Origin of the sequence: Paraburkholderia sp. BR14312 (assembly GCF_040948675.1) — a bacterium.
In the GTDB taxonomy this organism is placed as follows: Bacteria; Pseudomonadota; Gammaproteobacteria; order Burkholderiales; family Burkholderiaceae; genus Paraburkholderia; species Paraburkholderia nodosa_A.
Genome location: NZ_JBFPKI010000009.1, coordinates 268,117 through 293,877 on the forward strand (window position 1 = coordinate 268,117; position 25,761 = coordinate 293,877).

The following is a 25,761-nucleotide window of genomic DNA, read 5'->3' on the forward strand; positions in this document are numbered from 1 at the left end:
CAGACGTCGGCCGCCAATAACGCTGGCTCAGCGCAGGATCTTTAAAGCAAGGGGCATGCCAAACTCATGGCAGAGCGAAAGCGTGCAGGATATCGGAGGCGCTGTGTTTCGACTCCTTCGTCGGGCAGATGGTAGTGTGAAGACGAGAACAAAATCCGGTGGCAGGACGGTCAAACGTTTTCCTGAAATCACTTAGGCACACTCATTGATTGTACGTCTGCACCAGATGCGAGCGCGCTTTCTGTCGCTTACCTCATAGAGTGCACGCTTGCCCCGACTTGCCCCTGCGGTTAGCAGCAGATCACCACACCTACCTGTCCTCGATCCGCTCCAGCCGGTACCCATAGCGGTAAACCGACATCAGCCGGTAGCCATATTCAGGCCGGAGCCCAAGCTTTGCACGCAGCATCGAAACGTGCGTGTCCATCGTGCGTGAGGGTATGTCAATGTCCCGCTTCCAGATGGCTTCGAGAATGTACGCACGCGATAGCGGTTGACCCAGATGCCGGAAAAGCAGCAACGCCAGTTCAAATTTATTGCTCGTGGTCGTTCGATATATTGCGGTCCGAATTCGCTCAGCAAAGCCATCCCGTGTGATCGACACGGTGAGGACATATGCACTGGCTATGCCGATTATCGCCGCCGCTAGGCCAAGGACCAGCATGAGATTGCGCGCCGATTCGATAACCTGCCCGCCTGCGCGCCCCGCTCGTTAACGAGGCGTCGCTGCAATTTCACCAGATCCGTAACGTTTCGCTAGAGACGCACGGGCGTCGGCACGATCTCAGTGTTCATTAATGCCGTCGCCTGATCGCGGCTCCCTTGCGCTAGCAACTGGGCCACCTTGGTAAAGGATCCCACATAGGCAGCTCGCGACTCCCTGATCTTTGCCAGCAAATCTCGTCCATCGGCCCTGTCCACGAGTTTGTCGAGCGTCGCGAGCGCCCGGTCGATCACAGCCTTGTTATCCTCTATTTCTTGATAGATAGTAGTGATTCCGCTTGGCTCGTTCGTGATGAACAGTTACACCTGACACTACCGACATGAAATTGATGAATATAGAAAAATGAGAAATTGCCCGACCGCAAAACGTCGATTGGGATACGTACGTACCACCCTCCCATCCTGCGTAGCTGCTCCAATGGAGCGGCAGTGATCGGCCGTGACATCGAGGCACGGCCGACCAGCTGCAAGATCATTGTTTATACGGGAAAATCGCGTGGATCACAGAGAGGCCTTCAGCAGACGACCCATTTCCGACGGGTTGCGCGTCACCTTGATGCCGCACGCGTCCATGATTTCCAGCTTCGCGTCGGCCGTATCCGCACCGCCCGAGATCAGCGCGCCGGCGTGGCCCATGCGCTTGCCCGGAGGCGCCGTGACGCCCGCGATGAAGCCAACCACCGGCTTCTTCATGTTGTCCTTGATCCACTCAGCGGCGTTCGCTTCGTCCGGACCGCCGATTTCGCCGATCATGATCACGGCGTCCGTATCCGGATCGTCGTTGAACATCTTCATGACGTCGATGTGCTTCAGACCGTTGATCGGGTCGCCGCCGATACCGACTGCCGACGACTGGCCGAGGCCGATCGCGGTCAGCTGGGCAACCGCTTCATACGTCAGCGTGCCCGAACGCGACACGACGCCGATGCGGCCCTTGCGGTGAATGTGACCCGGCATGATGCCGATCTTCAGCTCGTCCGGCGTGATCGTGCCGGGGCAGTTCGGGCCGAGGAGCAGCGTCTTGCGGCCTTCGCGGCGCATACGGTCCTTGACTTCGATCATGTCGCGGACGGGAATACCTTCCGTGATGCAGATCGCGAGATCGAGGTCGGCCTCGACGGCTTCCCAGATCGCAGCAGCAGCGCCTGCCGGCGGCACGTAGATGACCGAAACGGTCGCGCCGGTGGCGTCCTTCGCTTCACGCACGTTCGCGTAGATAGGAATGCCTTCGAAATCTTCGCCGGCCTTCTTCGGGTTCACGCCAGCGACGAACGCTTCGCGGCCGTTTGCGTACTCACGGCACGCGCGGGTATGGAACTGACCGGTCTTGCCGGTGATGCCCTGCGTGATGACCTTGGTGTCTTTGTTGATCAGAATCGACATGTATTGACCTCTTTTCGTTTGGCGCCGCGCGTCGCGTCATCCGCGCCTTGCGTTGCGGATTTCGCGCCGGCACGCCGCCATTCGTGTCCGGTGAAAATTACTTGCCTTCGGCAGCCGCGACGACCTTCTGCGCGGCTTCTTCCATGCTGTCTGCCGAAATGATCGGCAGGCCCGATTCGGCCAGCATCTTCTTGCCGAGGTCCTCGTTCGTGCCCTTCATGCGCACGACGAGCGGCACGTTCAGGTTCACGGCCTTCGAACCAGCGATCACGCCTTCCGCGATCACGTCGCAGCGCATGATGCCGCCGAAGATGTTCACGAGGATCGCCTTCAGGCCCGGGTTCTTGAGCATGAGCTTGAACGCTTCCGTGACCTTCTCGGTCGTGGCGCCACCGCCCACGTCGAGGAAGTTCGCCGGCTCGCCGCCGAACAGCTTGATGGTGTCCATCGTCGCCATGGCGAGGCCTGCGCCGTTCACCAGACAGCCGATGTTGCCGTCGAGCGAGATGTACGCGAGGTCGAACTTCGAGGCTTCGATTTCAGCCGGATCTTCTTCGTCCAGGTCGCGGTAAGCGACGATTTCCGGATGACGGGACAGTGCGTTGGAGTCGAAGTTGAACTTCGCGTCGAGCGCGATGACCTTGCCGTCGCCGGAGACGTTCAGCGGGTTGATTTCAGCCAGCGATGCGTCGGTTTCCCAGAATGCCTTGTACAGGCCTTGCAGGATGGCGCGGGCTTGCGGAATCGAAGCAGCCGGCACGCCGATCTTCGCGGCGAGGTCGTCGGCCTGAGCGTCGAGCAGACCCGTCGACGGCTCGACGATGACCTTGTGGATCAGTTCCGGGTGCTTTTCGGCGACTTCTTCGATGTCCATGCCGCCTTCGCTCGAACCCATCAGAACGATCTTTTGCGACACGCGATCGACGACGAGGCTGACATACAGTTCCTGCTTGATGTCGGCGCCTTCTTCGATCAGCAGACGGTTGACCTTCTGGCCTTCCGGACCGGTCTGGTGCGTGACGAGCTGCATGCCGAGGATCTGGTTCGCGTATTCGCGGACCTGCTCGATCGTCTTGGCAACCTTCACGCCACCGCCCTTGCCGCGGCCGCCAGCGTGGATCTGCGCCTTGACGACCCAAACCGGACCGCCCAGCTCTTGAGCGGCCTTGACCGCGTCATCCACCGAAAACACCGGGATGCCGCGCGGGACCGCGACTCCGAATTTCCGCAGGATTTCCTTACCCTGGTACTCGTGAATCTTCATGCGTGATTCCCTTCAGTCTGAGAGTTGGATTGAGTTGTTTCGATCGAAAATTGCGAGAGGCGTTGCCCTGTACAAGCCGCAACGGAGGCGAGACAACCGATTGGTGCACCAAGAGCGAACCGCGTGAAGCCGGTCGTCGACAAAGCACCCGTCTCGGCGCCAGCCCATTTTCATATGTCTGAGAACGGTAATGGAAATCCTATCGGGACGCCACGCGGATCATTACCTTGCCTTCATTAGCACCGCTAAAAAACAGCTTTACAGATTCAGCCGCGTGCTCGAGCCCGTCCACCAGGTGCGCACGATGCTTCAGCTTGCCCTCGGTGAACAAATCGAGGAGCACTTCGTCGAACTCGGCGTAACGATGTTCGAATTGCGAAACGACGAATCCTTCCATCCGCGCTTGTTTGATGAGCATGAGCGGAAGATTCTTGATTCCGTATGCTTCGCTCTCGGTAGCCAGGTCATACTGCGAGATTGCGCCACAGACCACAATGCGGCAACCAACAGCCATATTTTCTAAGACAGCGTCAAGCGTCGCCCCCCCGACGTTGTCGAAGTAAAGATCGATGCCGTCGGGACACTCGCGACGAAGCGCTGCATCGAGTGGCTCAGACTTGTAGTCAATCGCACCATCGAGTCCCAACTCGTCGAGCAACCTGCGGCACTTCGCCTCACCGCCGGCAATGCCGATCACGCGGGCGCCAAATGCCTTGGCTATCTGCGCCGCAAGGGATCCCGTCGCCCCCGCTGCACCCGACACCACCACAGTGTCCGACGGACTGAGCGCGCCCACTTCGAGAAGACCCACCGCGGCCGCACGCCCGATGTGCGAAAAGATTGAAAGGTGCGTTTCCAACGGAACGCCTGGTGGCAACTCGATTTTCTCAAGCGCGTCGGGACGGGCAACCGAGAATTCTTCCCATCCCCATAGTCCCTGCACGAGATCTCCTCGGGAGAAGCACCCCGACCCCGACTGAACGACCTCACCCACGGCCATGCCAACCATCACGCTGCCTACTCCGAGTGCCGAATGGGAAGATGCAGGATCGAGCCTGAGCCAATTGCGACTACTCGGGTCCAAGCTCAGCAATAGCGTGCGCACGAGAACCTCTCCGCCCGCCTGACTCGGCCTCTCTCGCTCCTCAAGCTTCAGACAGCTAGGGTCATAGGCGCCTCGCGCCGGCTTGTGGACAATCCACGACTTTTGCTTCATACGTTCTCCATGCACCGCTCGGTTCCGCGATCGCTATTCCGAAATTCTCAACAAATAGGCGAACAAGGACGCTGCCTTATCGCGGTTTAATGGGTGTGTCCGACGGGAGACCGCAGACATTCATCGTCGGACCGGAGGCACCGTGTCACGTCCTCGTTCACCCTCGACCGTCTCACATCGCCCGATGCTTCGTGCAACAGGCCAAGGCCGCGATTTTCGGCGGCCCGTTTAGCCGCGCGTATGGCATCGTGAAAATTACTTTCGGCTGCAACTCGAACTCGATCAACGCTCACGACCCATTGATCGAACGCATAGCGCCACCGAACTCTGCGCTCTTCGAGAAGCACGCAAAACCAGCGCCAAATCGAAGCGTCCTCCGCATTGGCCGCGGCAGCCGCGTCAAGGCGGGCCTGCTGCATCGTATCCATCGTTCTGTTCCGCCTTAGATAGCTCCGATGGCGATTTCGACGAACCTCAGTTGATCCGCTCAGTCAGTTCGGGCACGGCAACAAACAGGTCGCCGACGAGCCCGTAGTCGGCCACGCTGAAGATGGGCGCCTCAGCATCCTTGTTGATTGCCACGATCACCTTCGAATCCTTCATCCCGGCCAAGTGCTGAATCGCACCCGAGATGCCCACCGCCACATACAGTTGCGGTGCGACGATCTTGCCAGTCTGGCCCACCTGGTAGTCGTTCGGCACATAGCCCGCATCCACGGCCGCGCGCGAGGCGCCCAGCGCCGCACCGAGCTTGTCGGCCAGCGGCTCGAGCACCTTGGTGTAGTTCTCGCCGCTCCCCAAGCCGCGGCCACCCGACACGATGATGTTCGCGCTCGTGAGCTCCGGGCGATCGAGCTTCGTCACTTCGCGGTTCACGAGCTGCGAAATGCCACGGTCACCTGCGGCTTCGATCTTGTCCACCGATGCGCTGCCGCCTTCGGCCGCTACCGCATCGAAGCCCGTCGCACGCACCGTGATGACCTTGATCGCGTCGCCGGATTGCACCGTGGCGATGGCATTGCCCGCGTAGATCGGACGCTCGAACGTATCGGCGGACACCACAGCCGTGATTTCGCTGATCTGCGCCACATCCAGCTTGGCCGCCACGCGTGGGGCAATGTTCTTACCATAGGCCGTTGCCGCCGCCACGATGTGCGAGTAATCCTTCGCAATGTTCAGCACCGTGGCTTCGACGTTTTCCGCCAAGCCTTGGGCCAGATGCGGCGCATCGGCCAGCAGCACCTTCGCCACGCCCGCGATCTTGGCCGCTGCCTCGGCGGCGCCATGCGCATTGTGGCCGGCGACCAGCACGTGGACGTCGCCGCCAATCTTCTGTGCGGCAGCAACTGTGTTCAGCGTCGCGCCCTTGATCGACGCGTTGTCATGTTCCGCAATTACCAGAATCGTCATTTCGTCTCGCTCCGCGCGTAATCTCACAGCACCTTGGCTTCGGTCTTCAGCTTCTCGACCAGCGTCTGCACGTCCGGCACGATCACGCCGGCGCTGCGCTTGGGCGGCTCGGCCACCTTCAGCGTCTTCAAACGCGGTGCCACATTCACGCCGAGGTCCTCGGGTTTAATCGTTTCCAACGGCTTCTTCTTCGCCTTCATGATGTTGGGCAGCGTCACGTAGCGGGGCTCGTTGAGGCGCAGATCCGTCGTCACCACGGCAGGCAGCGTCAACGTCAGCGTTTCCGCGCCGCCGTCCACTTCACGCGCAACCGTGGCCTTGCCGCCTTCGACCGTCACCTTCGAGGCAAACGTCGCTTGCGGCAGATTGGCCAGCGCGGCGAGCATCTGGCCCGTTTGATTCGAATCGTCGTCGATCGCCTGTTTGCCCAGGATCACGAGCTGCGGTTGCTCCTTATCGACGAGCGCTTTGAGCAGCTTGGCCACAGCCAGCGGCTGCAGATCTTCGTTCGACTCGACCAGGATCGCGTGATCGGCACCGATCGCCAGTGCCGTGCGCAGCGTCTCCTGGCATTGCGCCACACCGGCCGACACCGCCACCACTTCCGTAGCCACACCCGCTTCCCTCAGACGCACCGCCTCTTCCACGGCAATTTCGTCGAACGGGTTCATCGACATCTTCACATTCGCAATATCGACGCCCGCGCCGTCCGACTTGACCCGGACCTTGACGTTGTAGTCGACCACGCGTTTCACTGAAACCAACAATTTCATCTCAATCACCGTTCATTGAAAAATGCAAAACCCTCCGAGGGCTCGGAATTTCTTACTAAACGACGGAAACTTCTAGCTGCTCCTCAACCTGGCGGCGTTCGGATGCCACCGTTCCTTCAGTGCTCTGCCGCAACACGAAGACTGATACCGCGTCGCCTAGATTTTTTGCTTGCTCCTGGAGTGACTGCGCGGCGGCGGCCGCCTGTTCGACAAGCGTCGCATTCTGTTGCGTCGCCTCGTCCATCTGCGATACCGCCTGCCCGACCTGCTCGATCCCGCGGCTTTGCTCGTCGGACGCGCGTGCTATTTCGGCAACGATATCTGAGACGCTGCGGATGGCCTGCTTGACGTGCGTCATGGTTGCGCCCACGTCCGTAGCTTGCCGAGCACCCTCCTGGATCATCGCCACAGACGCGCTAATCAGTTCCTTGATTTCCTTAGCCGCAGCCGCAGACCGTTGGGCAAGGCTGCGCACCTCACTGGCAACGACTGCAAATCCGCGTCCCTGCTCGCCGGCGCGCGCCGCTTCGACTGCGGCGTTCAAGGCAAGAATGTTTGTTTGAAACGCAATGCCTTCGATCACGCCAGTGATATCTGAAATCTTGGACGAGCTGCTGGCGATTTTCTCAATAGTTCCAACCATGCCTTGTACTGCTTCGTTACCCGTGTCGGCTAGACTGGCTGCGCCAGTCGCGAGATCATTCGCCAGCATTGCATTGTCTGCATTCTGCTTCACGGTCTCTGTCAGCTGCGTCATGCTCGCTGCCGTTTCCTCCAGCGACGAAGCTTGTTCTTCAGTTCGTGAGGAAAGTTCCATATTGCCGCTTGCGATTTCGTGAGACGAACGCCCGACCGAGGCAGCGGACGCCAGTATGCGGCGAACCGTCGACGATAGCTGCTCATCCATCCTTTTCAGAGCCGCGAGCAACTGACCGAATTCACCTCCGCAGTCGACGATTAAATTGTTCTCCAGCTTGCCGACAGAGATGTTACCGGCGACACCTATTGATTTTTCGAGGGGGCGCGAGATCGAACGCAGGAGATAGACACTTATAGCGATTGCTGTGAGTAGGCCCATACCCGACATCGTCAACGCGAGAATCAGCGTTGTATGATAGGTCGCATGCCCCTGGTCGGCCCATTTTCCCGCTTCAGAACGTGTAACATCGACGCCATCATCAATGGCAGCCGTCAGTGCTTTCCAGACCGCTTCATCGGCGACGATATACTTTTCCGCAGTATCTCGGTCGCCGGCCGCATAGGCCGAAGCAATCTTCGCGTCACCGTCCATGATCCGAGGAAGTAACGCCACAATGCGGTCGGCCACAGCGCGTCCTTCGCCACTCGCAGCCCCACTGGCGTAGTAGTCATTCCACGCCTTATGCAGGAGGTCTTCATCTTCGCGAATTGCATCCGTGAACGATGAGACAGTGGACGCATCGGTCGTTGCCTGTATGCGGCGCAACTGTAAGCGTATGTCCAACAGCGCCTTGCGCATGTCGCCGAGGTTTGCAACAGGAAGCGCGCCTTTGAGGTAAACCTCCGCGACACGTGTATTTAGCCTGGATAGTCCGATAGCGCTAAAGAAACTCATCGCAGCCAGCATAACAACGCAGACAGTCGCACCCACAATGACCGTGAAGCGCATCGTTCCTATCATGCCTTTCATAAGTTATCCACAGTTTCCTGCAAGGCCAAGGTTATGGCGCGCGCACAGGCATATTCGTGCACGCCTGTGCGGTCAAAAGTCATACCCTTTCGTCGGTCTTCACCGGCTCCGGTCTAGTGACGAACGCATCGCTTAAGAAATTTCCCGCGGGAAGTCCGTTCGCTAGAGTGAAGGTGTGCCGCGCTGCGTCGACCATCATCGGGTTGCCACAGGCGTAAACTTCGTGCTGCGAAAGATTCGGGAAATCCGCAGACACGGCCTCATGCACGAAGCCTTTGCGTCCGGTCCAACCGGGCTCGTCGCCCGACAGAACCGGAACGAAGCGGAAGCCGGGATGGGCCTGCTCCCACGCGCATACCTCGTCGTATGCGTAGAGATCGCCAAGACGCACGCCTCCCCAATAGAGCACCGCGCCACGTTGCTGGATGACCGTCTCATGCGCCTTCAGCATCGCCGCAATCGGCGCGTAACCCGTTCCCGAGGCCAGGAAGATAACGGGCGCAGACGAATCTCGTAGCATGAACGTGCCAAATGGTCCCTCGATTCGCAGCATGTCACGCGGCTTCAGGGAGCGGTAGACGTGGTTCGAGAAGCGCCCGCTTGGCACCGCGCGGACATGCCACTCGATCGTTCCGCTCCCGTCGGGCGCGTTCGCCATTGAGTAGCTGCGCCGCGTCCCATCCCGCAAGACCACTTCCACATACTGCCCCGGTTGAAAAGCAAAACCCGTTTCCGTTGGCACTGCCAGCCGCACGCAGGCCACGTCCTCGCTCACGCGCTGGACCTCCAGCACCCGCGCGCCTGTCTGCAAAACACGCTGTCCCGGCGTGGACGCGACCTCCTGGGCCTCGATGGTGACATCCGTCGTGCAGCGAGCCTGACAGGTCAAGACATAACCGTCGCGCACGCCTTCCGGCTCGAATCCGCTCGGATAGCGCGCGTCGGACAGGACGCGCGCCTCGCACGCGTTACATTGGCCACGCCGACAGCTATGACGCGGAAAGTAACCGGCAGCCAGCGCGGCGTCGAGCAGGCTGCCTTCGGCGGAACACGGAATTTCGACACCTGCCGGCTCGATTCTCAGCTTGAATGCAGTCATGGCACTATCCGGTTACTCGTTCGGCCTCTTTTGCCTTGAGCAGATCAAGCGCAACGTCCACAATCATGTCCTCCTGGCCACCGACCATACGACGGCGGCCAAGTTCAACGAGGATGTCGACGGTCTTGAGTCCGTACTTTTTTGCGGCAACTTCGGTGTGACGCAGGAAGCTCGAATAAACACCGGCGTAACCGAGCGCGAGCGTTTCGCGGTCGACTCGCACCGGCCGATCTTGCAGCGGGCGGACGATATCGTCTGCAGCGTCCATCAGCTTGTAGAGATCACAGCCATGGTTCCATTCGAGTCGAGCGGCCGCCGCGATAAATACCTCGAGTGGCGCGTTGCCGGCACCCGCCCCCATCCCTGCAAGACTCGCATCAATGCGATCACATCCTTCCTCTACCGCCACGATGCTGTTCGCGACCCCAAGGCTCAGGTTGTGGTGTGCATGAATGCCGGTCTGCGTTCGGGGATCAAGTACGTCTTTGAATGCGCGGAAGCGCTCGCGGACGTCGTTCATGCCAAGGGCACCGCCCGAATCCACGACGTAGCAGCACGTCGCTCCATAGCTTTCCATGAGCTTTGCCTGCTGAGCCAGATGCTGCGGCGTCGTCAAATGGCTCATCATCAAAAATCCCACCGCTTCCATCCCAAGCTTGCGCGCATGCTCGATATGCTGTCGCGAGACATCGGCTTCGGTGCAGTGGGTTGCAACACGCACGATGCGTGCACCGGCATCATAGGCATTGCGCAAGTCGTGAATCGTGCCGATGCCAGGCAAAAGTAGCGTCGCGACCTTGGCATGCTTGACCGTCCCCGCCACTGCCGCTATCCATTCGAGGTCGGTGTGTGCGCCGAAGCCATAGTTGAAACTCGATCCTTGCAAACCATCGCCATGAGCGACCTCGATCGAGTCAACTTTCGCCTCGTCGAGCGCCCTGGCAATGGCGACGGCCTGTTCCACGCTGTATTGGTGACGAATCGCATGCGAACCATCGCGTAGCGTCACGTCGGAAATGTAGAGCTTTTTGTCAGATGTCATGCCGTCTCTCCCTTCAGGCAGTGGTACGGGCGACCATTTCGGCGGCCATGCGTTCAGCACAGGCCATCGCCGCGGAGGTCATGATGTCGAGGTTGCCGGCATAAGACGGCAGATAATGCGCGGCCCCCTCCACTTCGAGGAATACCGAGGTCTTCAACCCGCTCATCCGCGCGCCGACCCCGGGGATATTCAACGGTTGAGTGGCGTCAATGCGGTCAAATTGGACCGTCTGCTTGAGGCGATAGCCAGGTACGTAACGGTTGACGGCAGCCACCATTTCCTCGATCGACTGCGCCACGGCATCCTCGTCGGCCGGCTCTGACAAGCAGTACACCGTATCGCGCATGATCAGTGGCGGCTCGGCTGGATTCAGGATAATGATCGCCTTTCCCTTCGTCGCTCCACCGATCTGCTCAATCGCCTTTGAGGTCGTTTCAGTAAATTCATCGATGTTCGCGCGCGTACCCGGGCCTGCCGATTTGCTCGAGATCGACGCGACGATTTCGCCGTAGTGCACTTTCGCGACACGAGAGACGGCGGCGACCATCGGAATCGTCGCCTGTCCGCCGCACGTGACCATGTTGACGTTTAGCGCATCGACATGCTCATCAAGGTTCACAACCGGTACGCAATACGGACCAATCGCTGCCGGCGTCAAGTCGATCATTCGGACGCCAGGCTTGAGCCGACGTAAGAACGCGTCGTTCTTCACATGCGCGGCGGCGCTTGTCGCATCGAATACGATGTCGATTTCGTCAAACACCGGCAGACGGGTCAGCCCTTCGACGCCCTCGTATGTCGTGGCTACGCCCAAGCGCGAAGCACGTGCGAGGCCGTCAGATGCACGGTCGATACCGACCATCGCCCCCATCTCGAGATGCTCGCCATGTCGCATAATCTTGATCATCAAATCGGTGCCGATATTTCCGGATCCGATGATCGCGGCCTTCAGTTTCTTTGCCATTGCTCGTCCTTCGCTATTGCGTTCAATGAGTGTTGGTGGCGGGAAAGATGACCGAGGCGCCCCCGCCAAATAATCGCTCGACCTCGTGCGCTCGCAACGTCAACACCCTCCGTTGATTGATGTATCCCTTGTCCGTAATCTCGCCCCTCTCCTGGTTCGGCGGACAGTCGACGATGATTGCGCGTGCGACTCGGCTAGCAGACCCATGACCTTCGTTGAGCGAGGAGAGCGCGGTTGCAATCCTTCTTCGGACTTCTGCATAGGCCGCTAATTGCTTCCCCGTCATCGCACGCGCGTCGTCTCCGACCAACGTGTGCAACGCCGGTGACGGAAAAACGAGCAGGCCAACTTCATCGCGATCATGTCCAGCCACAACAACGTCCCGCGCGTACGGCATCAGGGCGGCAACGGCACGCAGGCGCAACGTGCCGACCGATACCCGGCTCCCCGTGGTCAGCTTAAAATCTTCCGAGATGCGTCCATCAAACAGAATGCCAGCGTTCGGATCTGCGGGATTGGCCAAGCACCCTGCATCCCCTATCAAATAAAATCCTTCCTCATCGAATGCCTTGTCTGTTAGCTCCCGCGCATGGAGGTACCCGCGGAAGACGTGTTGGCCGCGCACTCGCATTTCGAGCTTGTCACCGTTCGGTACGAACTTAATTTCCGCGCCCGGAACCGGCACACCGAGATTGCCGGGCTCGGGATAATGGAAGTGCAGGCTGGTGATAACCGGTGAAGTTTCCGTCGAGCCCCACGCCGAACTGAACAGTGGCGGCGCATCGCGATGGCGTTCAGCGGCCGATTTCAGGCGATCCCATAGCGGCTTTGGCAACGCAGCGCCCGCGAAAAAGATCGCCCGCATATTCTTGAAGAAATGCCGTGCAAACGTCTCGTTTTGCTCGAGATGGGGCAGCAACACATCGAATCCGCGTGGCACGTTGAAATAGAGTGTCGGCGACAGTTCGATTAAATTACGCACCGATTTTTCGATCGACCCAGGCACGGGCCGCCCATCATCGATATAGAGGGAGCCGCCATTGCGCAGGATCATGTTGAAGTTGTGGTTGCCGCCAAATGTATGGCTCCAAGGCAGCCAATCCACGACGATCGGTGCGGCGGAGTCAACAAACGGCCAAACCTGAGCGATCGCCTCCTGGTTTGCACAAAGCATTCCGTGCGTATTGATTACGGCTTTCGGGATGCCCGTCGAGCCTGACGTCAGTAGGTATTTCGCGTGCGTATCCGGCATGACGCGTGCGTGAGCCTCCATGATGGCTGCCGTTTCCCGCGTCTTGCGCAGGCAGCCGAGATCGATCCCACCGTCCGGTACATTCCGCGAATACACGAGCGGGCATTGCCTGCCGCTAGCCTGCATTGCCCTGCCATAAACTTCTCCGTCGTCGGCATACATCAGACCCGGATCCAGCACATTCAGGAGCGCGTTCAATTTGCTGCAATCGTGCGCTGCCCTCGAATAGGCTGCCGATATGAACATCACCGGCAAGCCAATATGCATCGCGGCCAGCACCACAAGCGCAGCATCTTTGCTGTTATCCGATAGAACGACAATGGGCCTCCCGGATGCCAGGCCGATATCGAGCAGGCCTTGGGCGATCGCGCCCACCTCTGCTCGCACTTGCGCATACGTCAAACGGCGCCAGCCCGCACCGTCGTCAGTACGCTCCGCCAGGAAGACCTGTCCAGGCGTGGTGCGGCTCCAGTATTCAAGCCAGCTGCCGATGCACCGAGCGTGCGGCCTTGGCGGCATGCGCGAACGCAGAATGAAGCTGCCGTCCGGAACGTCAATGCGTTCGATATCGGGCGTTGCCAAGGCAAGCTCCGCTGACGCGTGATTCCAGCCAAGCCCGTCGGGTACATCATGCGCCGAGTTCATCGCGTCACTCCAGCGCGCAGCTCACGCGCCCCAGACCGCTGATCTCCACGTCGACGCGATCGCCCCTCGTCACCGGCACCATCGGCCCGAGCGCGCCCGACATCACGACGTCACCGGCGCGCAGGGGTTGGCCGAGCTCAGCCATCTTTTTGGCAAGCCAGTACGTCGCGCTCAGCGGATTTCCGAGGCAAGCCACCCCTGACCCGACGGAGACAGTCATCCCATTCTTCCTGAAGTCCATCCCGCATCCGGCCAGCGGGAGGTCGCCTATACGGCGCGGCTCGAGGCCGAGAACGTAGAGCCCGCACGACGCATTGTCAGCGACGGTATCGACAAGCGTAATCTTCCAATCGTCGATCGCACTGTCAACAACCTCTATCGCCGGCAACGCGTATTCCAAACCGATGAGAAAATGCCCCCAGCTCAAGTCTGGGGCATCGAGATCGCGACCAACAACGAACGCGATCTCCCCTTCGGCTTTTGGCTGAATCAGCATTTGCGCCGGCAGTTCAGCACCGCTCAAATACTCCATGTCCGCGAACAGTACGCCGTAGTCGGGCTGATCGACCCCAAGCTGCTGTTGCACAGCTTTCGATGTCAAGCCAATCTTTTTTCCACAGACTCGTGCGCCCGCCGCAAGGGCGCGGTTGGCGTTGACCTCGGCGATCGCGTAGGCATCCTGCACCGTTTGAATGTCGAAGGTCTCCGACACGCGAGCGATAGTCTTCCGTTCGGAGCGCGCCTGCCACAATGCTTCGGCTGCTCCCTCAATGCCTGGTTTCATGCCTCTCTCCTCGTAATATTCACGGACCGACGCGTGTCACGCGGATGCCCCTCGCCAGCGGCCCAACAGTGCACCGGTTTGTTCCCGTTCAGTTGTCAGCATTTCGAGGTATTCGCATTGGAGCTGCCGTACCAACTCAGCGACACTGCTCGAGCGCTCGATTGCGCCTAGCCCTTGTCCCGCCGACCACACGTCCTTCCACGCCTTTTTCCCGGCACTGATGTCGCCCGAAAAATCGATCCGTTTGCCTTCACTATTCAGAGACGCATCGATGCCGGCCGCATGCAGCGTGGGTTTGAGCCAGTTAGCAAGAACACCCGACACGGCTTTCGACTCAACCAAATCCTCAATCCGGCTACTCACCACCAGATCGCGATATTCGGCGGACGCCATGCTTTCGCGAGTCGCAATGAAGCGTGTGCCGGCCACGACGAAGTCGGCACCGATCAATTGGGCGGCGCGGATATCGCGTCCGCTCGTAATGCATCCAGCGAGCCCAAGGGGTCCGCTCCAGAATTGGCGGACCTCGGCGACGAACGCGAAAGGGTTGTAATAACCCGTGTGCCCGCCCGCGCCATGGGTAACAAGAATCAGCGCATCGACGCCTGCATCGACGGCCTTGCGCGCCAGCGTGGGCGTGACAACATCCGCCATCACGATGCCGCCGTAGCTATGCACATGCTCGCGCACGCGCGCAGGGTTGCCGAGCGCGGTAGAAACGATGCGGGGCCGATATTTCATGATCAGCGCCAGCTCTCGCTCGAAGCGATCGTAGGTGCTATGCACGATCATATTGAGCGCCCAGGGGGAAGCGCCCGGCATATCGCGCAAAGCGGATGTCACCTGCGCGAGCCATACCTCCAGGAGATCGACATTGCGAGCATTCGGGGCGGGGAAGCTACCGACAATGCCGGCTGTTGCACAGGCGATCGCAAGCTCCGGTCCGGAAACCAGAAACATCGGCGCCGCCATTAACGGCAACCGACCGGCAGGGAACAGCTCGTCGAGGCAGCCGCGGTTTGTCGCACCGTCCATCTTCGTCACGCCTCCCATATCCGTCATGCTTTGCGCGGGGGACGCCCGCGCACCTCCCACCCGCCATCGCTTTGAATGATGTTCGCCGTCGTCGCGCATGAATTGGTGCGCGAGGCGAGCAGCACGTAATGTCCCGTGTGGTCTTCCGGTTGGGCCATAAAGCCGAGCGGTACGGCGTCCGCCACGGCATCCGAGAATCCTGGGATCTCGGATAGCCGCGCGTCATGCTTGCCTAGTGATTCCGGGCCTTTGAGAGGGGTCGCAGTGCCGCCCGGGGCCACGCCGTTCACGCGAACGTCCGGCGCGAGTTCATAGGCGAGTTGCCGAATCATCCCGACGCAAGCGTGCTTCGAAGCCACATAGACGGGTCCGCCACCACCGGCATAAAAACTAGAGTTGGAGAGCGTAAAGATCATGCTGCCCCTCGTCTCACGCAATAGTGGCGCCGCAGCGTGCGCGGCAAGCAAATACCCCATTACGTTGACCTCAAACACTTCGCGGAAAGTGTCAGCGAGCTGCTGTCCGTCGGCAAACTTCCGCAGCGATGCGAAGTAGTCCCAAACGCCCGCATTGCCAATCAACGTATCGAGTTTGCCAAATGCGCTCAGCGTCGCAGCGACAGCCTCTTCGTTGGCCGTGGCGGAGCGAACGTCACCAACAGTCACCGCGACGCGGTTTCCGAACTCCTGACGTAAGGCATCCGCGCCTTGAGCACTACGCACCAGCGCCCCGACGCCCTTCGCGCCCTCCTGCAGGAAACGCCGCAGCACGGCGAGCCCGATCCCGGAATTGGCGCCCGTAATCAGCGCTACATCGTTGTCTAGCCAACCCATGGTCAAAGGAACGTATTAAGGTTCTTGGACATCAGCAGCGATTGCGTGATGACGATCTTGCGGCTCGCGATCTTGAAGCTGCCGTTGAGTTCGCGGAGTAGATCCTCGCGTCTGCCAAGTAGTAGGTCGTTGTCCGCCTCGCCGCGGCTGCGGTAATTGACAAAGACGGAATGGACGACATACTCGCCAGGCCGAGAACCGGGCAACGCCTCCACATTGCTGATCGCATGCACATGCCGGGTTGGCGGATCCTCCGCCCATGCCGACGGTTGCTTGAACCTTGCAATGCGGCGCTCCAGATCGAAGTGGTTGTCGTCGAAGTAAGCGGCACGACCCGGGGCATACGCGCCGAGTTTGTCTGCGCGCCTGCGGTTCTCGATGGCAGGCATCCAATAATGGATATCCTCTGTCATGAGCGAGAGCCAGTCGTCCCATGCCTCCGTATCGAGCAGCCGTGCCTCACGGAAGAGGAACTGCTCGATGCGATGGGCAACCTCCCGATCCACCGTGCCATCCGCCGGTCCGGCGGATACGAGCGTAGGTACCGCACTCATGCGACCTCCTTTGCTGCCTGCCCGTGGACAAATGCATTCTCATCAAGCCTCGCCGAGTCGCGTTTCGGCACGTCACTCCACGAGCGGGCCTGCATTAGATCGAGCCAGCGCCGATAGAACGCACGGTGGTTGGCCTCGTTGACCTGATTCCGGTAAACATTGCCGGGCAGGTCGCTGTCCTCAAGACGGCTGCCGCGACCAAGCCCCATGTACAAGTCCTGTTGCCGCGTGACGAAGCCCGCATTGGTACGCGTCGAAAATTCAAAATTTTCGCCGTCGTCCATCTCGAACACACCCGTCGGCGAGAACGTCATCATCGTCCCCTTAAGCCACTTGTCCTTGATCTCCTGCGGCGCGCTCTTGTTGACGATGGTCCACGTGTGCAGTTCGATCTTGCCCGGTCCTCGCGGATGCCAAACGCGGAAAGTGTTCTGCCCCGGCAGGAACGAGAGGTTCGGAAAGACGCTGACAGACGAAATCGAACCGATCATCTTGGAGCGAAACTCGCCAAGTCGCTCTGCAACTTTCGGTTGAATGCCATACAGATACTTGCGAATTTCCTTTTCGCCCAACGTAGCCGCGTTGCCGATGATGTCGAGATTGAACTCCCAGCCGTGGCCGTTGAAGTTCACATGGTACGAGTCGGGATCCTTATAAACTTCCGCAACCGGTCCGCCCAGCATTGCGCGTGCCGCCGAGTCGTGCGTCCAGAGCGCGTGGTAGATATCGCCGATGAAGTTTTCCGTCGGAATCTTCCAATTGCAGTTGATCACCGACTTGACGCAGCCGCCGACAAACTCGGTGCCCTCCCCGTCCATATCGAGGATCACATCGAGGTAATACCGGAAATCGCCAAGGTATTCGTTCAACGAGGGCGCATCCGGATCCATATTGCCGAATACCAAGCCCTTGTAGGTTGCGACCTGAGCGACGGGGTGCAGGCCGTGCTCGGCGCGATTCATTCCACTTTCGTCGAACAATTCCTGGCCGGCCATACCGCGCAGCGCACCGTCGATGCCGAAAGCCCAGCCGTGATAGTTGCAGACAAAACTGCGTGCGTTACCAGCGTCCGTGAAGTTCAGCTTGTTGCCACGATGCGGACAGGTGTTGAGGAACGCTTTGATGGATCCGTCCTTCTGTCGAACGACGATGACGTTGTCTTCGGCCATATAGGTCGTCAGATAATCGCCGGCCTTGGGAATCTGGGACTCATGCGCGACAAACAGCCAACTCCGGGCAAAGATCTTCTCGAGTTCCTGCTCGTAGATGCGCTGATCCCAATAGACCCTGCGCGACAGACGCCCGGCGTCGAGGTCGATCAGCCGGTCGAGGCCGGCAAGCGGCTCGCTAGCCGGATCCTTGCGCAGCCGCTCGCAGCTTCCGGTGCACTCATGTGTCATTTCTTCGCTCCTCAGATTGCCGACGCCGCCGCGTCCGCTTCCTGTTCAAGGTCGGCGTAAATATCGTCGCCTTCCTCGATCACCTTGTAAGTCCGCAGATCCACCGTGCATGGGAACGCCATCGCTTGCCCGGTCGAAATATGAAATTGCCCATCGTGGAGCGGGCAGGCGATCAGATCGCCGTCTACAATTTCGCCTTCCGAAAGCGAAGCGGTCGCATGCGTGCACATATCGGACGTCGCATAGAAAACACCGTCGACGTTGTAGACCGCAAGCGGGCAGCTCGACTGCTCAACCTTGCACACCTGTCCTGGTTGCAGCTGGTCTCGTTTGATCAAGAAAATCTTGTTGCTCATATCAGGAGTCCTTCTCGCTTCACTGCGGATGCAGCTGTACGAAACCCAGCCCGGTCACCCACTCCGGCACTGCCTCGTAGGCAATCGTTTCTCCGCGGGAGCCTTCGAGCGCTCCCATGGCGCAGGCCCAATTGCGGATTTCCATTCCACCCTCACCGCCATGCTCGAGGATGTACTCGTCCGACAACGCGCATAGCGCATTGAGATCGCCTGCCTCGGCGTACCCGATGATTTCGCGATCGAACACAGCGTTCACTCGCCCCATTTGGGCAGAGCCTACCCAATGACTTATTCCACCGCTGCCGATCACGACGACGCGCTCATCGATGGGGAAAGCCTCGACTGCCCGCCTGATCTGTCCGCCCAGTTCCGCGGATCGCCGTAACGTGATGTACGGATCGACGCCGCACGCCAGATAGACCGGAATGGTTTTGACATCTACGCTCATCGTGCGCAACGGATCAACGATAAGCTGCTGAGGAATCGCCACCGAATGGTCCGCTGTGAACGCGCGCGCCACCGCCCAATCGAATCCGTTTTCACGTCCGTACGTAGCGATATGTGTCGCCAACGCCTCGTTATTGCTGAACGCAGCGCGTTTGAGTCCGGGTAGCTGATCGATGGGGCCGTCGACGTCTCCGGTCGCTATCAGGTAGCTCGGCAGACACTGCGGACCGAACAAGATGTAGTGATCGCAGCCGATGATAATTACGGTGGTCGGCTCTAGCTCTTGCAGGCGCTGCGCGCACTCCGCATAGGCCTGCCAGACCGCATCGCGCTGCTGCTTCGCCGGCGCCTCCGGCGCCACATACATGACGGGATCATGCGGGACCAGAAACGCTCCTACGATTTTTCCCATAGTTGATCTACCCCTTCAGTGCCGCTGCAAAAACCGCTTCCCCGTCCTTCACATCACGCAGGCGCGACAGATAGGCCCTCATGTCGCGATTCGGCGAGAGCTCCTGCCAAAAACCCATGGTCAACATGCTGTTCACCCCGTATCGCTGAAGGCCTTTCACGTCGAACGACAAGATCATCGCGCGCTCGGCGTCAGTCAGCGGCAAGCGCTCGAGGAACTGCTCCGCGCCCTCTTTAAACCGCTGTTTGGCGCCGCGATCGATACACAGCTGATGCAGCACACGCTCCACGCTGTTGCGGCTCATGATTGCTGTCCAACGAAATCCGTGACGAGCCGGAGGAAATCGTCTCTGCGCTCCGTTTGCACCCAGTGGCCGCACTTGGCGAACTGGTACAGATCGGCGTTGGGAATGTGCTGAGCGAGTAGGGCACCGCAAGCAGGCGGCACGACTCTGTCCTCGCGCCCGTGCAGCACGAGCGTCGGCGCTTCGATGCCGGCGACGGCGGACGCGGGGAATCCCTTGACGATCGTCGGCCCGTCGTCATTCGGCCTCGGAATCAGCTTACGCAAGGCGTCTTGCGCACCAGGACGAGCGCTGGCCTCATAACGCGTCCGGACCATCTCATCGGTGATTATCGCCTGGTCATAAGGGAACAAACGCATCGTCTGCTCCATGTTCTCGAGCGACGGTTCATACGTCCATGCCGACCTCAGGCCGGGGGTCTGTTCGAATTCGCCTGCAGGGGTGCCTAGCAACACTAGCCGGTCAACGCGTTGCTTGTCGAAAAGCGCAAGACCGATGGCGAGCGCGCCGCCGAACGAGTTTCCGACGAAGGACGCCTTCTCGATACCAAGTGCGTCCATGATGCCCGTGAGATGGCGCACCCAGAGCTTGATGTCGTACTTGCTGCCTTCCTTGAACTCGGTGAAACCAAAGCCGGCGATGTCTGGCACGATCACGCGAAACTGCTCACCAAGATCGCTCATCACGCCCTTCCAGTTGGTCCAGCCCGACACACCGGGACCGGATCCATGCAGCAGGAAAAGCGGCTTGCCCTGCCCGACCTCGTGATAGTTCGTTCGATGGTCCGCCGCCTGCAGCGTCTTTCCAACGCCTGCCAAATCGCCCATTCTCGCTCTCCTCGCGTTCTCTCCATACACATACGTATGTGTATGGAATGAATCGTATGTCGTGGCAGAGATGAAGTCAATAACCCTCGTCAGTCAAATTTCCAAGTGTTAACGTGAGTACACATGACCATACGGCTCTGCATGTGTCGATGAAGTAAAATATTTCTTTTGCCCTTACGGACACGCAATGTCACGATCTTCGGTAGCGCGTACTTCGGACGCGTCAAGCAAACCTCAACTCACGCCGGATGACTGGATCCGTGCAGCCGCAGAAGTTCTGGTCGACAAGAGTGTCGAAGCCGTGCGTGTAGAGGTTCTGTCGAAAAATCTTGGGGTCACACGGGGCAGCTTTTACTGGCACTTCAAAGACCGCGACGATCTCTTGAGTCATTTGCTGACGTGGTGGCGCGATACCGCCACAGAGCAAATCATTGAGCGTTTTGAGAAACGCAACGTCAAGACGCGGGAACTGCTGCGCGAACTGCTGGCGTTGCCGTTTCACGGCGAAGCAGCGCAGGTGGCCGCCGCGATGGAGTTAGCGATACGGGGATGGGCAAGGCGGGACGAGATGGCCCGTCAATTTGTGGATGAGGTGGATGCGAAGCGTCTTGCTTATATTGCCCAGTGCTTTAGTGCACTCGGCTTCGATATTTCGGAAGCACGGAAGCGCGCATTCGCCCTTTACAGTTATGAGTTGGCCGAATCCCTACTTTCAAACCAGGGTACCGATAAGCAGCGGGACGAGCGGCGCTTTTTCATGGAGCGCATGCTGCTGCGCGACGAACACTAACTCTGGCCTACGAAAGCAGGACCTCGCAGCAGCGCCCGTCCTGACTTTCAGCTTCAGCAAGCCGTACCACCAGGTCATGCTGCGACCGGCTGCTTGCGCATCCTGATGCCGTCAGGCGGGGCACAGGGCACAGCGACGAGCTTTTGTACGCAATCTTCGGCACAGTAAAACAACCCAGGCCTGGAACACTGGACTTAGTAATCGTCCAGGGCCGGTCCCGCGCTGCCGATCCGCAAACTTCTTGGGGTTACGCCGAACGCCTGCTTGAACGTCCGACTGAAGTGGGCTGCGTCGTTGAATCCCCATTTGTAAGCCACGTCCGTCACCGTCTTCGTACTGGCAGCCGCACATAGTTCGCGATAGCAGACTTTCAGCCGACGATCACGGATCCAACGACTGACCGTTGTCCCCGTACCTGCGAAGGTAACGTGTAATTTTCGCACCGAAATATGATGAGCGTTTGCGATTGACGCAGCGCACAATTCGGGGTCGTCCAGATTTTTGTCAATGTACTGCCGGATCGCATTTAGCAGTATGGCCTTTGAGGAAGGACGATCGGTGTCGACGGTCAGCGCCGCGTCGAGCAAGTCGAAAAAGGACTGACAGGCAATCGCCAATGCGCCATCGGACAGTTGGTCGAGCTCCTGGGAGATCGTGCGGAGGTGCTCACCGGCAATGGCCGGCAGGCCAGACCCTTGCACCGCCGGTAACGCGCCGCACAAATGAGTGGCAGCGCTCGCAACCGTCAAGGGAACTCGCTCGCGGGGCAAAAGCAGATAGAACTCGCGATGAGACCCCTCAACGTCAAAGTCAAAACCGAGCTCACTATCCCAGATCAGCAGATGATTGGGAGGCAGTACGACCTCGCGCCCATCTTCGTAGCGGCACGCTAGCCGTCCACTGAGGTTCATCAGAACACCCAGTAGCGGTGCATCTCCCGACGCCGCTCGTTGGCCGGTAATCCGGCCACTCCGCAACTCCCCGATTGTCAGACGATCCACTTTCCGGTACCGCACAGATGCGTCAAATCCGTCCGGCTCTGGGATCGATAACGTCCAATTTACATGCAGATCAGAGAGCTTGCTGCTGAATGCGTCCTGCAAGAGCTTGTGGGGCAACCCGTGGGTCGACCAGGTAACAGCTGCCATTGGGTTCCTTTCCATTGGCGAATTGACAGATAACAACTACCAGCGATCGTGTGGATCAGGAAGGCCGCCGTCAAGTGCGCAGAAACCCCAATCCGGGCCCACGATGCACAAACCGACAAGTCGCATGCACGCATGTGCAAGCGCCGGATGCCAGTCACCCAGTACAGTCGGCCATCACTAACAGCAACCAAACTATTAAATAGGAGGAGATGATGAGCGATCTGCGTCCTGTCGTCATCTATGGCGCCAGCGGTTACACCGGACGGTTGGTGGCCGAGTACCTGCGCGAATACAACATCCCGTTCGTCGCCGCAGGTCGAAACAAGTCGAAGCTACAGGAAGTCATGGCTTCAGTGCCCGGAATCGAAACTGCCGATTACGAAATCGCCGAAGTCGACGGTTCTGTCGAGTCGCTGGTAGCGCTTTTCAAAGGCAGAAAGGTCGTCTGCAATATGGTCGGCCCTTTTTTGCGATATGCGCCCCCAGTCCTCGAAGCCGCGCTGCGCGCCGGATGCCACTATCTCGACACTGCCGGAGAGCAGCAACACCATCTTCAGTTGCTTGACGAATGGGGCCCCAAATTCGCGGCCGCCGGACTGGTCGTATCGACTGCTGTGTCCATGCAGTATGCGGTTCACGACATTGCTGCCCGCATAGTTCTGGAAACACCGGGAATCGACACTCTCGAGCTTGGGGAGTACGTCAGCGCAGTTCCGACAGTGGGCTCGAGCCAGTCGATGTTCGATGTGATTCGCACAGATTCTTACTACCTCCAGGACAACGTCCTTAAAAAGTACGACGGCATCGTCCAGCAGGACATGGTGGTGCCTGGTACCGCATATGTTGTCCCGGGCCTTCAGTGGGGTGGCACGGCACTCCCCGTGTTCTTCCGGGATGACCGCAGGGTGCGCAACTGTCGCATGTTCGTCGCGATGCGTAATGACAAGGGTGATATTCCCCAGCGGGTTCGTGCAGCGGAGCGCATGTTCAAGGTCATGTTCCAATGGTTGCCTGAAGAGAAACTGCACCCGGTGCTAGACCGGATCGCAGCCAGCATGACGCCCAACACGCCGCCTCGTGAAAACCGGCAGGTGCACCGATCCGTTGACTGGTGTATTGGCCGCGGGAACAACATCACCGCACGCGCAGTTATTCACGGCACTTCCGGCTATCAAATCACTGGTGTTTTGCAGGCTTATGCGGCCATGCGATTGCTCGGAAACACCTACAGCGGTGTGGGCTTCCGATCGCCGGCGCAGTTCCTGGGACATCGCGAACTCATGGGGGCTCTGGAGGCGTTTGGCCTTGCACGCGTGACCGAGGAGACAGTGGCATGAGCGCGGTGCCCGTTTGGGTCGCTGGCGTAGGCATGACCTCGTTTGGGGTTAGGCAAGACGCGTCGGTCAAGGATCTCACGAGGACGGCGGTGCTTGAGGCCATCTGTGACGCCCGAGGCGATCTGAGCGCCATTGACGCAGCGTACTTTGGCAATACGTGTCAGGACGTCCTCGAAGGCCAGGTGGTAGTGGCCGGCCAGATGGCGCTGCGTTCGATGGGCTTCGAACGCATCCCGATCGTGAACGTCGAGAATGCGTGCGCGACGGGGGCGACAGCCTTGCATCAGGCGATCATGCATGTGCGCTCCGGGGCAGCAGACGTCGTGCTGGCGGTCGGCGCCGAAAAACTGAGTATTGGCGACAAGAGCAAAGCACTTGGAGTCTTCGACGGCGGTGTCGACGTCAATGACAGGCAAGGTGTGCGAGCCGTTCTCGAGGAGTTGGGGGGCGTGATTCCAGACGATGGGCAACCTCACAGCCTGTTTATGGATATCTACGCCGCGCTCACCCGAGCACACATGAATGCGTTCGGAACTACGCAGCGACAGCTTGCCGTCATCTCCTCGAAGAATCACGCGCATGCTGTCCATAACCCTCTCGCACACTTTCGCAAGGAAATGTCAGTGGAGGACATCCTGGCGGCACGGCCGGTGTCGGGGCCGCTCACAGTCCCGATGTGCGCTCCACTAACAGATGGAGCGTCCGCAGTTGTCGTTTGCAATGCAGCCGGCCTGCGACGTCTCGGCAGCGCCCAGCCGATAAGGGTACTTGCAAACGTTCTGCAGAGTGGGACCGTGCGTCCGCTCTCGGCCTGGGATCGATCAGTCACCCGCCTCGCTGCTCGGTCCGCCTATGAACAGGCGGGAGTCGGACCCGAGGACATTTCCGTGGCGGAGGTCCATGACGCATCTTCATTTGGTGAGCTTCTGCAATCCGAGTTGCTTGGATTCTGTGAGATCGGCGCCGGCGGCCCGTTCGCGGAATCTGGTGCAACGAAGCTCGGCGGCAGCTTGCCGATCAATCCGTCCGGTGGCCTCGAATCCAAAGGTCACCCAATGGGGGCCTCTGGCCTCGCCCAGATCTATGAGCTTGTGCACCAGCTTCGCGGTAACTGCGGAGCACGCCAGGTTCACGGCGCCCGTATAGCCCTCGCGGAGAACGGCGGCGGGCTCTACGCAGGTGAGGAGGCGGCCGCCGCAATCACCATTCTCGGCTCCTGAATCGTCCGCATATCTTCTCGGAGGAGACAATGACCTACCAGACACTTAACATCCGGCGCGATGGCCGGACTCTTTTCGTTGATTTCAACAATCCGCCGCTGAACCTGATCAATGCTCAGATGATCGGCGAACTGTTCGACCTTGCGGGATCGCTCGCGTTTGACCGTGAGACCGCAGTCGTAGTCTTCGGCAGCGCGAATCCGGAGTTCTTCGTTGCGCATTTTGACCTGAACGACCTCCTCCGGCTCTCTAGCGACCCGACAGCGCCCCGGAGCCGCTATGACGACATCAACGTGATGCAAGCGCTCTCGACTGCATGGCAGACCCTGCCGCAGGTCACCATTGGCGTGGTCGATGGAATCTGCCGCGGCGCGGGGCTCGAATTCATACTCGCCCTCGATATGCGCTTCGCGACGCCAGGAAGCAGGTTCTGTCTGCCAGAGGCCAGTGGCGGCATCTTGCCTGCAGGCGGCGGTACCACACGTCTTGCGATGTTGATCGGGCCTGCCCGTGCTCGCGAGGTGATTTTGTCGGCACGCGATTTCAGCGGCGACGAAGCGGCAACCTACGGTTTCGTGAACCGGACGCTGCCGCGCGAGGATCTCCATACATACGTAAGCACCCTTGCCCACGGTGTCGCGAAGCGACCGCCAGGCTCGATTGCCGCTGTGGACGAGGTCATCAAAAGCGTTTTTGGCTGGGCCGTCGACGCACAATTCGCCGGCTTCGCCAGTGAGAATGCGGCGTTCATGAAGCTTGTAGACGAGCCCCCTGTCCGGGAGGGCCTGGAAAAGATGGCGCAAATGCAGGACGTCGAGCATGAGCGTGACCTCCCAGCGCTTCTCGCCGCCGCCGAGTAGCCGAACGACCGTTG

At 59.5% G+C, this 25,761-nt stretch carries 26 protein-coding genes and 1 pseudogene; 5 read left to right on the plus strand and 22 right to left on the minus strand.

From position 1 onward, the window contains the following. Positions 1 to 310: 310 nt before the first annotated feature. From AB3X98_RS25655 to AB3X98_RS25675, 5 genes and pseudogenes are all read right to left on the minus strand, one after another. Positions 311 to 535 (minus strand): annotated as a pseudogene (locus tag AB3X98_RS25655) (helix-turn-helix domain-containing protein); the annotation flags it as partial. A 221-nt stretch (positions 536 to 756) separates the two neighbouring features. Further along, positions 757 to 1,023: an MCP four helix bundle domain-containing protein gene (locus AB3X98_RS25660; RefSeq protein WP_368610342.1), complete on the minus strand. Its 267-nt coding sequence runs from the start codon at positions 1,021 to 1,023 to the stop codon at positions 757 to 759. Between the two features lie 201 nt (positions 1,024 to 1,224). Next, positions 1,225 to 2,106: a succinate--CoA ligase subunit alpha gene (gene sucD, locus AB3X98_RS25665; RefSeq protein ID WP_368602909.1), complete on the minus strand. Its 882-nt coding sequence runs from the start codon at positions 2,104 to 2,106 to the stop codon at positions 1,225 to 1,227. A gap of 97 nt (positions 2,107 to 2,203) precedes the next feature. Beyond that, a complete protein-coding gene (gene sucC, locus AB3X98_RS25670) occupies positions 2,204 to 3,370 on the minus strand; it encodes an ADP-forming succinate--CoA ligase subunit beta (RefSeq protein ID WP_321930262.1) in 1,167 nt (388 codons plus the stop codon). Between the two features lie 199 nt (positions 3,371 to 3,569). After that, positions 3,570 to 4,586 (minus strand): NADP-dependent oxidoreductase, encoded by a 1,017-nt coding sequence (locus AB3X98_RS25675; protein WP_368602908.1) that lies wholly within the window; start codon positions 4,584 to 4,586, stop codon positions 3,570 to 3,572. A 191-nt stretch (positions 4,587 to 4,777) separates the two neighbouring features. On the opposite strand from AB3X98_RS25675, the gene AB3X98_RS25680 reads away from it, so the two are divergent. Beyond that, positions 4,778 to 5,032 (plus strand): hypothetical protein, encoded by a 255-nt coding sequence (locus AB3X98_RS25680; RefSeq protein ID WP_176106426.1) that lies wholly within the window; start codon positions 4,778 to 4,780, stop codon positions 5,030 to 5,032. Positions 5,033 to 5,060: 28 nt separating this feature from the next. Here AB3X98_RS25680 and AB3X98_RS25685 read toward each other — a convergent pair whose 3' ends face one another. The 16 genes from AB3X98_RS25685 to AB3X98_RS25760 form a co-directional block, all read right to left on the minus strand. Continuing rightward, positions 5,061 to 5,996: an electron transfer flavoprotein subunit alpha/FixB family protein gene (locus tag AB3X98_RS25685; RefSeq protein WP_368602907.1), complete on the minus strand. Its 936-nt coding sequence runs from the start codon at positions 5,994 to 5,996 to the stop codon at positions 5,061 to 5,063. Positions 5,997 to 6,019: 23 nt separating this feature from the next. Then, a complete protein-coding gene (locus AB3X98_RS25690) occupies positions 6,020 to 6,769 on the minus strand; it encodes an electron transfer flavoprotein subunit beta/FixA family protein (RefSeq protein ID WP_368602906.1) in 750 nt (249 codons plus the stop codon). A gap of 55 nt (positions 6,770 to 6,824) precedes the next feature. Then, positions 6,825 to 8,438, minus strand: coding sequence for a methyl-accepting chemotaxis protein (locus AB3X98_RS25695; protein ID WP_368602905.1), 1,614 nt, complete (start codon positions 8,436 to 8,438; stop codon positions 6,825 to 6,827). Between the two features lie 79 nt (positions 8,439 to 8,517). Next, positions 8,518 to 9,537 carry an FAD-binding oxidoreductase gene (locus tag AB3X98_RS25700; RefSeq protein WP_368602904.1) on the minus strand — a complete coding sequence of 340 codons (1,020 nt, stop codon included), beginning with the start codon at positions 9,535 to 9,537 and terminating at the stop codon, positions 8,518 to 8,520. 4 nt (positions 9,538 to 9,541) lie between these two features. After that, positions 9,542 to 10,579 (minus strand): 4-hydroxy-2-oxovalerate aldolase, encoded by a 1,038-nt coding sequence (dmpG, locus tag AB3X98_RS25705; RefSeq protein ID WP_368602903.1) that lies wholly within the window; start codon positions 10,577 to 10,579, stop codon positions 9,542 to 9,544. A gap of 13 nt (positions 10,580 to 10,592) precedes the next feature. Beyond that, entirely contained in the window at positions 10,593 to 11,543 is a 951-nt protein-coding gene (locus AB3X98_RS25710; RefSeq protein WP_133187382.1) for an acetaldehyde dehydrogenase (acetylating), read from the minus strand. Positions 11,544 to 11,565: 22 nt separating this feature from the next. Beyond that, a complete protein-coding gene (locus AB3X98_RS25715; RefSeq protein ID WP_368602902.1) occupies positions 11,566 to 13,440 on the minus strand; it encodes a feruloyl-CoA synthase in 1,875 nt (624 codons plus the stop codon). A gap of 4 nt (positions 13,441 to 13,444) precedes the next feature. Next, positions 13,445 to 14,224, minus strand: a complete 780-nt coding sequence (locus AB3X98_RS25720) for a 2-keto-4-pentenoate hydratase (protein ID WP_368602901.1) — start codon at positions 14,222 to 14,224, stop codon at positions 13,445 to 13,447. Between the two features lie 36 nt (positions 14,225 to 14,260). Continuing rightward, positions 14,261 to 15,259, minus strand: a complete 999-nt coding sequence (locus AB3X98_RS25725; protein WP_368603056.1) for an NAD(P)H-dependent flavin oxidoreductase — start codon at positions 15,257 to 15,259, stop codon at positions 14,261 to 14,263. Positions 15,260 to 15,282: 23 nt separating this feature from the next. Next, positions 15,283 to 16,092: a 3-(cis-5,6-dihydroxycyclohexa-1,3-dien-1-yl)propanoate dehydrogenase gene (gene hcaB, locus AB3X98_RS25730; protein ID WP_368602900.1), complete on the minus strand. Its 810-nt coding sequence runs from the start codon at positions 16,090 to 16,092 to the stop codon at positions 15,283 to 15,285. Between the two features lie 2 nt (positions 16,093 to 16,094). Beyond that, positions 16,095 to 16,646 carry a 3-phenylpropionate/cinnamic acid dioxygenase subunit beta gene (locus AB3X98_RS25735; protein WP_368602899.1) on the minus strand — a complete coding sequence of 184 codons (552 nt, stop codon included), beginning with the start codon at positions 16,644 to 16,646 and terminating at the stop codon, positions 16,095 to 16,097. After that, entirely contained in the window at positions 16,643 to 18,046 is a 1,404-nt protein-coding gene (locus AB3X98_RS25740) for an aromatic ring-hydroxylating dioxygenase subunit alpha (RefSeq protein ID WP_368602898.1), read from the minus strand. Before AB3X98_RS25740 ends, AB3X98_RS25735 begins: the two co-directional genes overlap by 4 nt. 11 nt (positions 18,047 to 18,057) lie before the next feature. Further along, a complete protein-coding gene (locus tag AB3X98_RS25745; RefSeq protein WP_368602897.1) occupies positions 18,058 to 18,402 on the minus strand; it encodes a non-heme iron oxygenase ferredoxin subunit in 345 nt (114 codons plus the stop codon). Positions 18,403 to 18,421: 19 nt separating this feature from the next. Further along, a complete protein-coding gene (locus tag AB3X98_RS25750) occupies positions 18,422 to 19,261 on the minus strand; it encodes a hypothetical protein (protein ID WP_368602896.1) in 840 nt (279 codons plus the stop codon). Positions 19,262 to 19,268: 7 nt separating this feature from the next. Further along, positions 19,269 to 19,565, minus strand: a complete 297-nt coding sequence (locus AB3X98_RS25755) for a hypothetical protein (RefSeq protein ID WP_354123140.1) — start codon at positions 19,563 to 19,565, stop codon at positions 19,269 to 19,271. After that, on the minus strand, positions 19,562 to 20,392 hold the full coding sequence (locus AB3X98_RS25760) for an alpha/beta fold hydrolase (RefSeq protein ID WP_368602895.1): 831 nt from the start codon (positions 20,390 to 20,392) through the stop codon (positions 19,562 to 19,564). The genes AB3X98_RS25755 and AB3X98_RS25760 overlap by 4 nt, the downstream gene beginning before the upstream one ends. Before the next feature lie 187 nt (positions 20,393 to 20,579). On the opposite strand from AB3X98_RS25760, the gene AB3X98_RS25765 reads away from it, so the two are divergent. Then, a complete protein-coding gene (locus AB3X98_RS25765) occupies positions 20,580 to 21,182 on the plus strand; it encodes a TetR/AcrR family transcriptional regulator (protein WP_368602894.1) in 603 nt (200 codons plus the stop codon). A gap of 194 nt (positions 21,183 to 21,376) precedes the next feature. On the opposite strand, the gene AB3X98_RS25770 is transcribed toward AB3X98_RS25765, so the two are convergent. Then, complete coding sequence (locus AB3X98_RS25770) at positions 21,377 to 22,330, minus strand: helix-turn-helix domain-containing protein (protein ID WP_368602893.1); 954 nt, start codon at positions 22,328 to 22,330, stop codon at positions 21,377 to 21,379. A 209-nt stretch (positions 22,331 to 22,539) separates the two neighbouring features. Here AB3X98_RS25770 and AB3X98_RS25775 point away from each other — a divergent pair, with 209 nt between their 5' ends. From AB3X98_RS25775 to AB3X98_RS25785, 3 genes are read left to right on the plus strand one after another with little or no spacing between them, the layout of a single operon-like run. Beyond that, positions 22,540 to 23,667 carry a trans-acting enoyl reductase family protein gene (locus AB3X98_RS25775; RefSeq protein ID WP_368602892.1) on the plus strand — a complete coding sequence of 376 codons (1,128 nt, stop codon included), beginning with the start codon at positions 22,540 to 22,542 and terminating at the stop codon, positions 23,665 to 23,667. Further along, a complete protein-coding gene (locus AB3X98_RS25780) occupies positions 23,664 to 24,887 on the plus strand; it encodes a thiolase family protein (RefSeq protein ID WP_368602891.1) in 1,224 nt (407 codons plus the stop codon). The genes AB3X98_RS25775 and AB3X98_RS25780 overlap by 4 nt, the downstream gene beginning before the upstream one ends. 29 nt (positions 24,888 to 24,916) lie before the next feature. Next, positions 24,917 to 25,747 (plus strand): enoyl-CoA hydratase/isomerase family protein, encoded by an 831-nt coding sequence (locus tag AB3X98_RS25785; RefSeq protein WP_368602890.1) that lies wholly within the window; start codon positions 24,917 to 24,919, stop codon positions 25,745 to 25,747. Positions 25,748 to 25,761: the final 14 nt, after the last annotated feature.

What these genes read in the sequence shown, in the direction of transcription:
- sucD (WP_368602909.1), bottom strand. Translation starts at nt 2,106, where the DNA reads ATGTCGATTCTGATCAACAAAGACACCAAGGTCATCACGCAGGGCATC.
- sucC (WP_321930262.1), bottom strand. Translation starts at nt 3,370, where the DNA reads ATGAAGATTCACGAGTACCAGGGTAAGGAAATCCTGCGGAAATTCGGA.
- AB3X98_RS25675 (WP_368602908.1), bottom strand. Translation starts at nt 4,586, where the DNA reads ATGAAGCAAAAGTCGTGGATTGTCCACAAGCCGGCGCGAGGCGCCTAT.
- AB3X98_RS25685 (WP_368602907.1), bottom strand. Translation starts at nt 5,996, where the DNA reads ATGACGATTCTGGTAATTGCGGAACATGACAACGCGTCGATCAAGGGC.
- AB3X98_RS25690 (WP_368602906.1), bottom strand. Translation starts at nt 6,769, where the DNA reads ATGAAATTGTTGGTTTCAGTGAAACGCGTGGTCGACTACAACGTCAAG.
- AB3X98_RS25695 (WP_368602905.1), bottom strand. Translation starts at nt 8,438, where the DNA reads ATGAAAGGCATGATAGGAACGATGCGCTTCACGGTCATTGTGGGTGCG.
- AB3X98_RS25700 (WP_368602904.1), bottom strand. Translation starts at nt 9,537, where the DNA reads ATGACTGCATTCAAGCTGAGAATCGAGCCGGCAGGTGTCGAAATTCCG.
- dmpG (WP_368602903.1), bottom strand. Translation starts at nt 10,579, where the DNA reads ATGACATCTGACAAAAAGCTCTACATTTCCGACGTGACGCTACGCGAT.
- AB3X98_RS25710 (WP_133187382.1), bottom strand. Translation starts at nt 11,543, where the DNA reads ATGGCAAAGAAACTGAAGGCCGCGATCATCGGATCCGGAAATATCGGC.
- AB3X98_RS25715 (WP_368602902.1), bottom strand. Translation starts at nt 13,440, where the DNA reads ATGAACTCGGCGCATGATGTACCCGACGGGCTTGGCTGGAATCACGCG.
- AB3X98_RS25720 (WP_368602901.1), bottom strand. Translation starts at nt 14,224, where the DNA reads ATGAAACCAGGCATTGAGGGAGCAGCCGAAGCATTGTGGCAGGCGCGC.
- AB3X98_RS25725 (WP_368603056.1), bottom strand. Translation starts at nt 15,259, where the DNA reads ATGGACGGTGCGACAAACCGCGGCTGCCTCGACGAGCTGTTCCCTGCC.
- hcaB (WP_368602900.1), bottom strand. Translation starts at nt 16,092, where the DNA reads ATGGGTTGGCTAGACAACGATGTAGCGCTGATTACGGGCGCCAATTCC.
- AB3X98_RS25735 (WP_368602899.1), bottom strand. Translation starts at nt 16,646, where the DNA reads ATGAGTGCGGTACCTACGCTCGTATCCGCCGGACCGGCGGATGGCACG.
- AB3X98_RS25740 (WP_368602898.1), bottom strand. Translation starts at nt 18,046, where the DNA reads ATGACACATGAGTGCACCGGAAGCTGCGAGCGGCTGCGCAAGGATCCG.
- AB3X98_RS25745 (WP_368602897.1), bottom strand. Translation starts at nt 18,402, where the DNA reads ATGAGCAACAAGATTTTCTTGATCAAACGAGACCAGCTGCAACCAGGA.
- AB3X98_RS25750 (WP_368602896.1), bottom strand. Translation starts at nt 19,261, where the DNA reads ATGGGAAAAATCGTAGGAGCGTTTCTGGTCCCGCATGATCCCGTCATG.
- AB3X98_RS25755 (WP_354123140.1), bottom strand. Translation starts at nt 19,565, where the DNA reads ATGAGCCGCAACAGCGTGGAGCGTGTGCTGCATCAGCTGTGTATCGAT.
- AB3X98_RS25760 (WP_368602895.1), bottom strand. Translation starts at nt 20,392, where the DNA reads ATGGGCGATTTGGCAGGCGTTGGAAAGACGCTGCAGGCGGCGGACCAT.
- AB3X98_RS25765 (WP_368602894.1), top strand. Translation starts at nt 20,580, where the DNA reads ATGTCACGATCTTCGGTAGCGCGTACTTCGGACGCGTCAAGCAAACCT.
- AB3X98_RS25770 (WP_368602893.1), bottom strand. Translation starts at nt 22,330, where the DNA reads ATGGCAGCTGTTACCTGGTCGACCCACGGGTTGCCCCACAAGCTCTTG.
- AB3X98_RS25775 (WP_368602892.1), top strand. Translation starts at nt 22,540, where the DNA reads ATGATGAGCGATCTGCGTCCTGTCGTCATCTATGGCGCCAGCGGTTAC.
- AB3X98_RS25780 (WP_368602891.1), top strand. Translation starts at nt 23,664, where the DNA reads ATGAGCGCGGTGCCCGTTTGGGTCGCTGGCGTAGGCATGACCTCGTTT.
- AB3X98_RS25785 (WP_368602890.1), top strand. Translation starts at nt 24,917, where the DNA reads ATGACCTACCAGACACTTAACATCCGGCGCGATGGCCGGACTCTTTTC.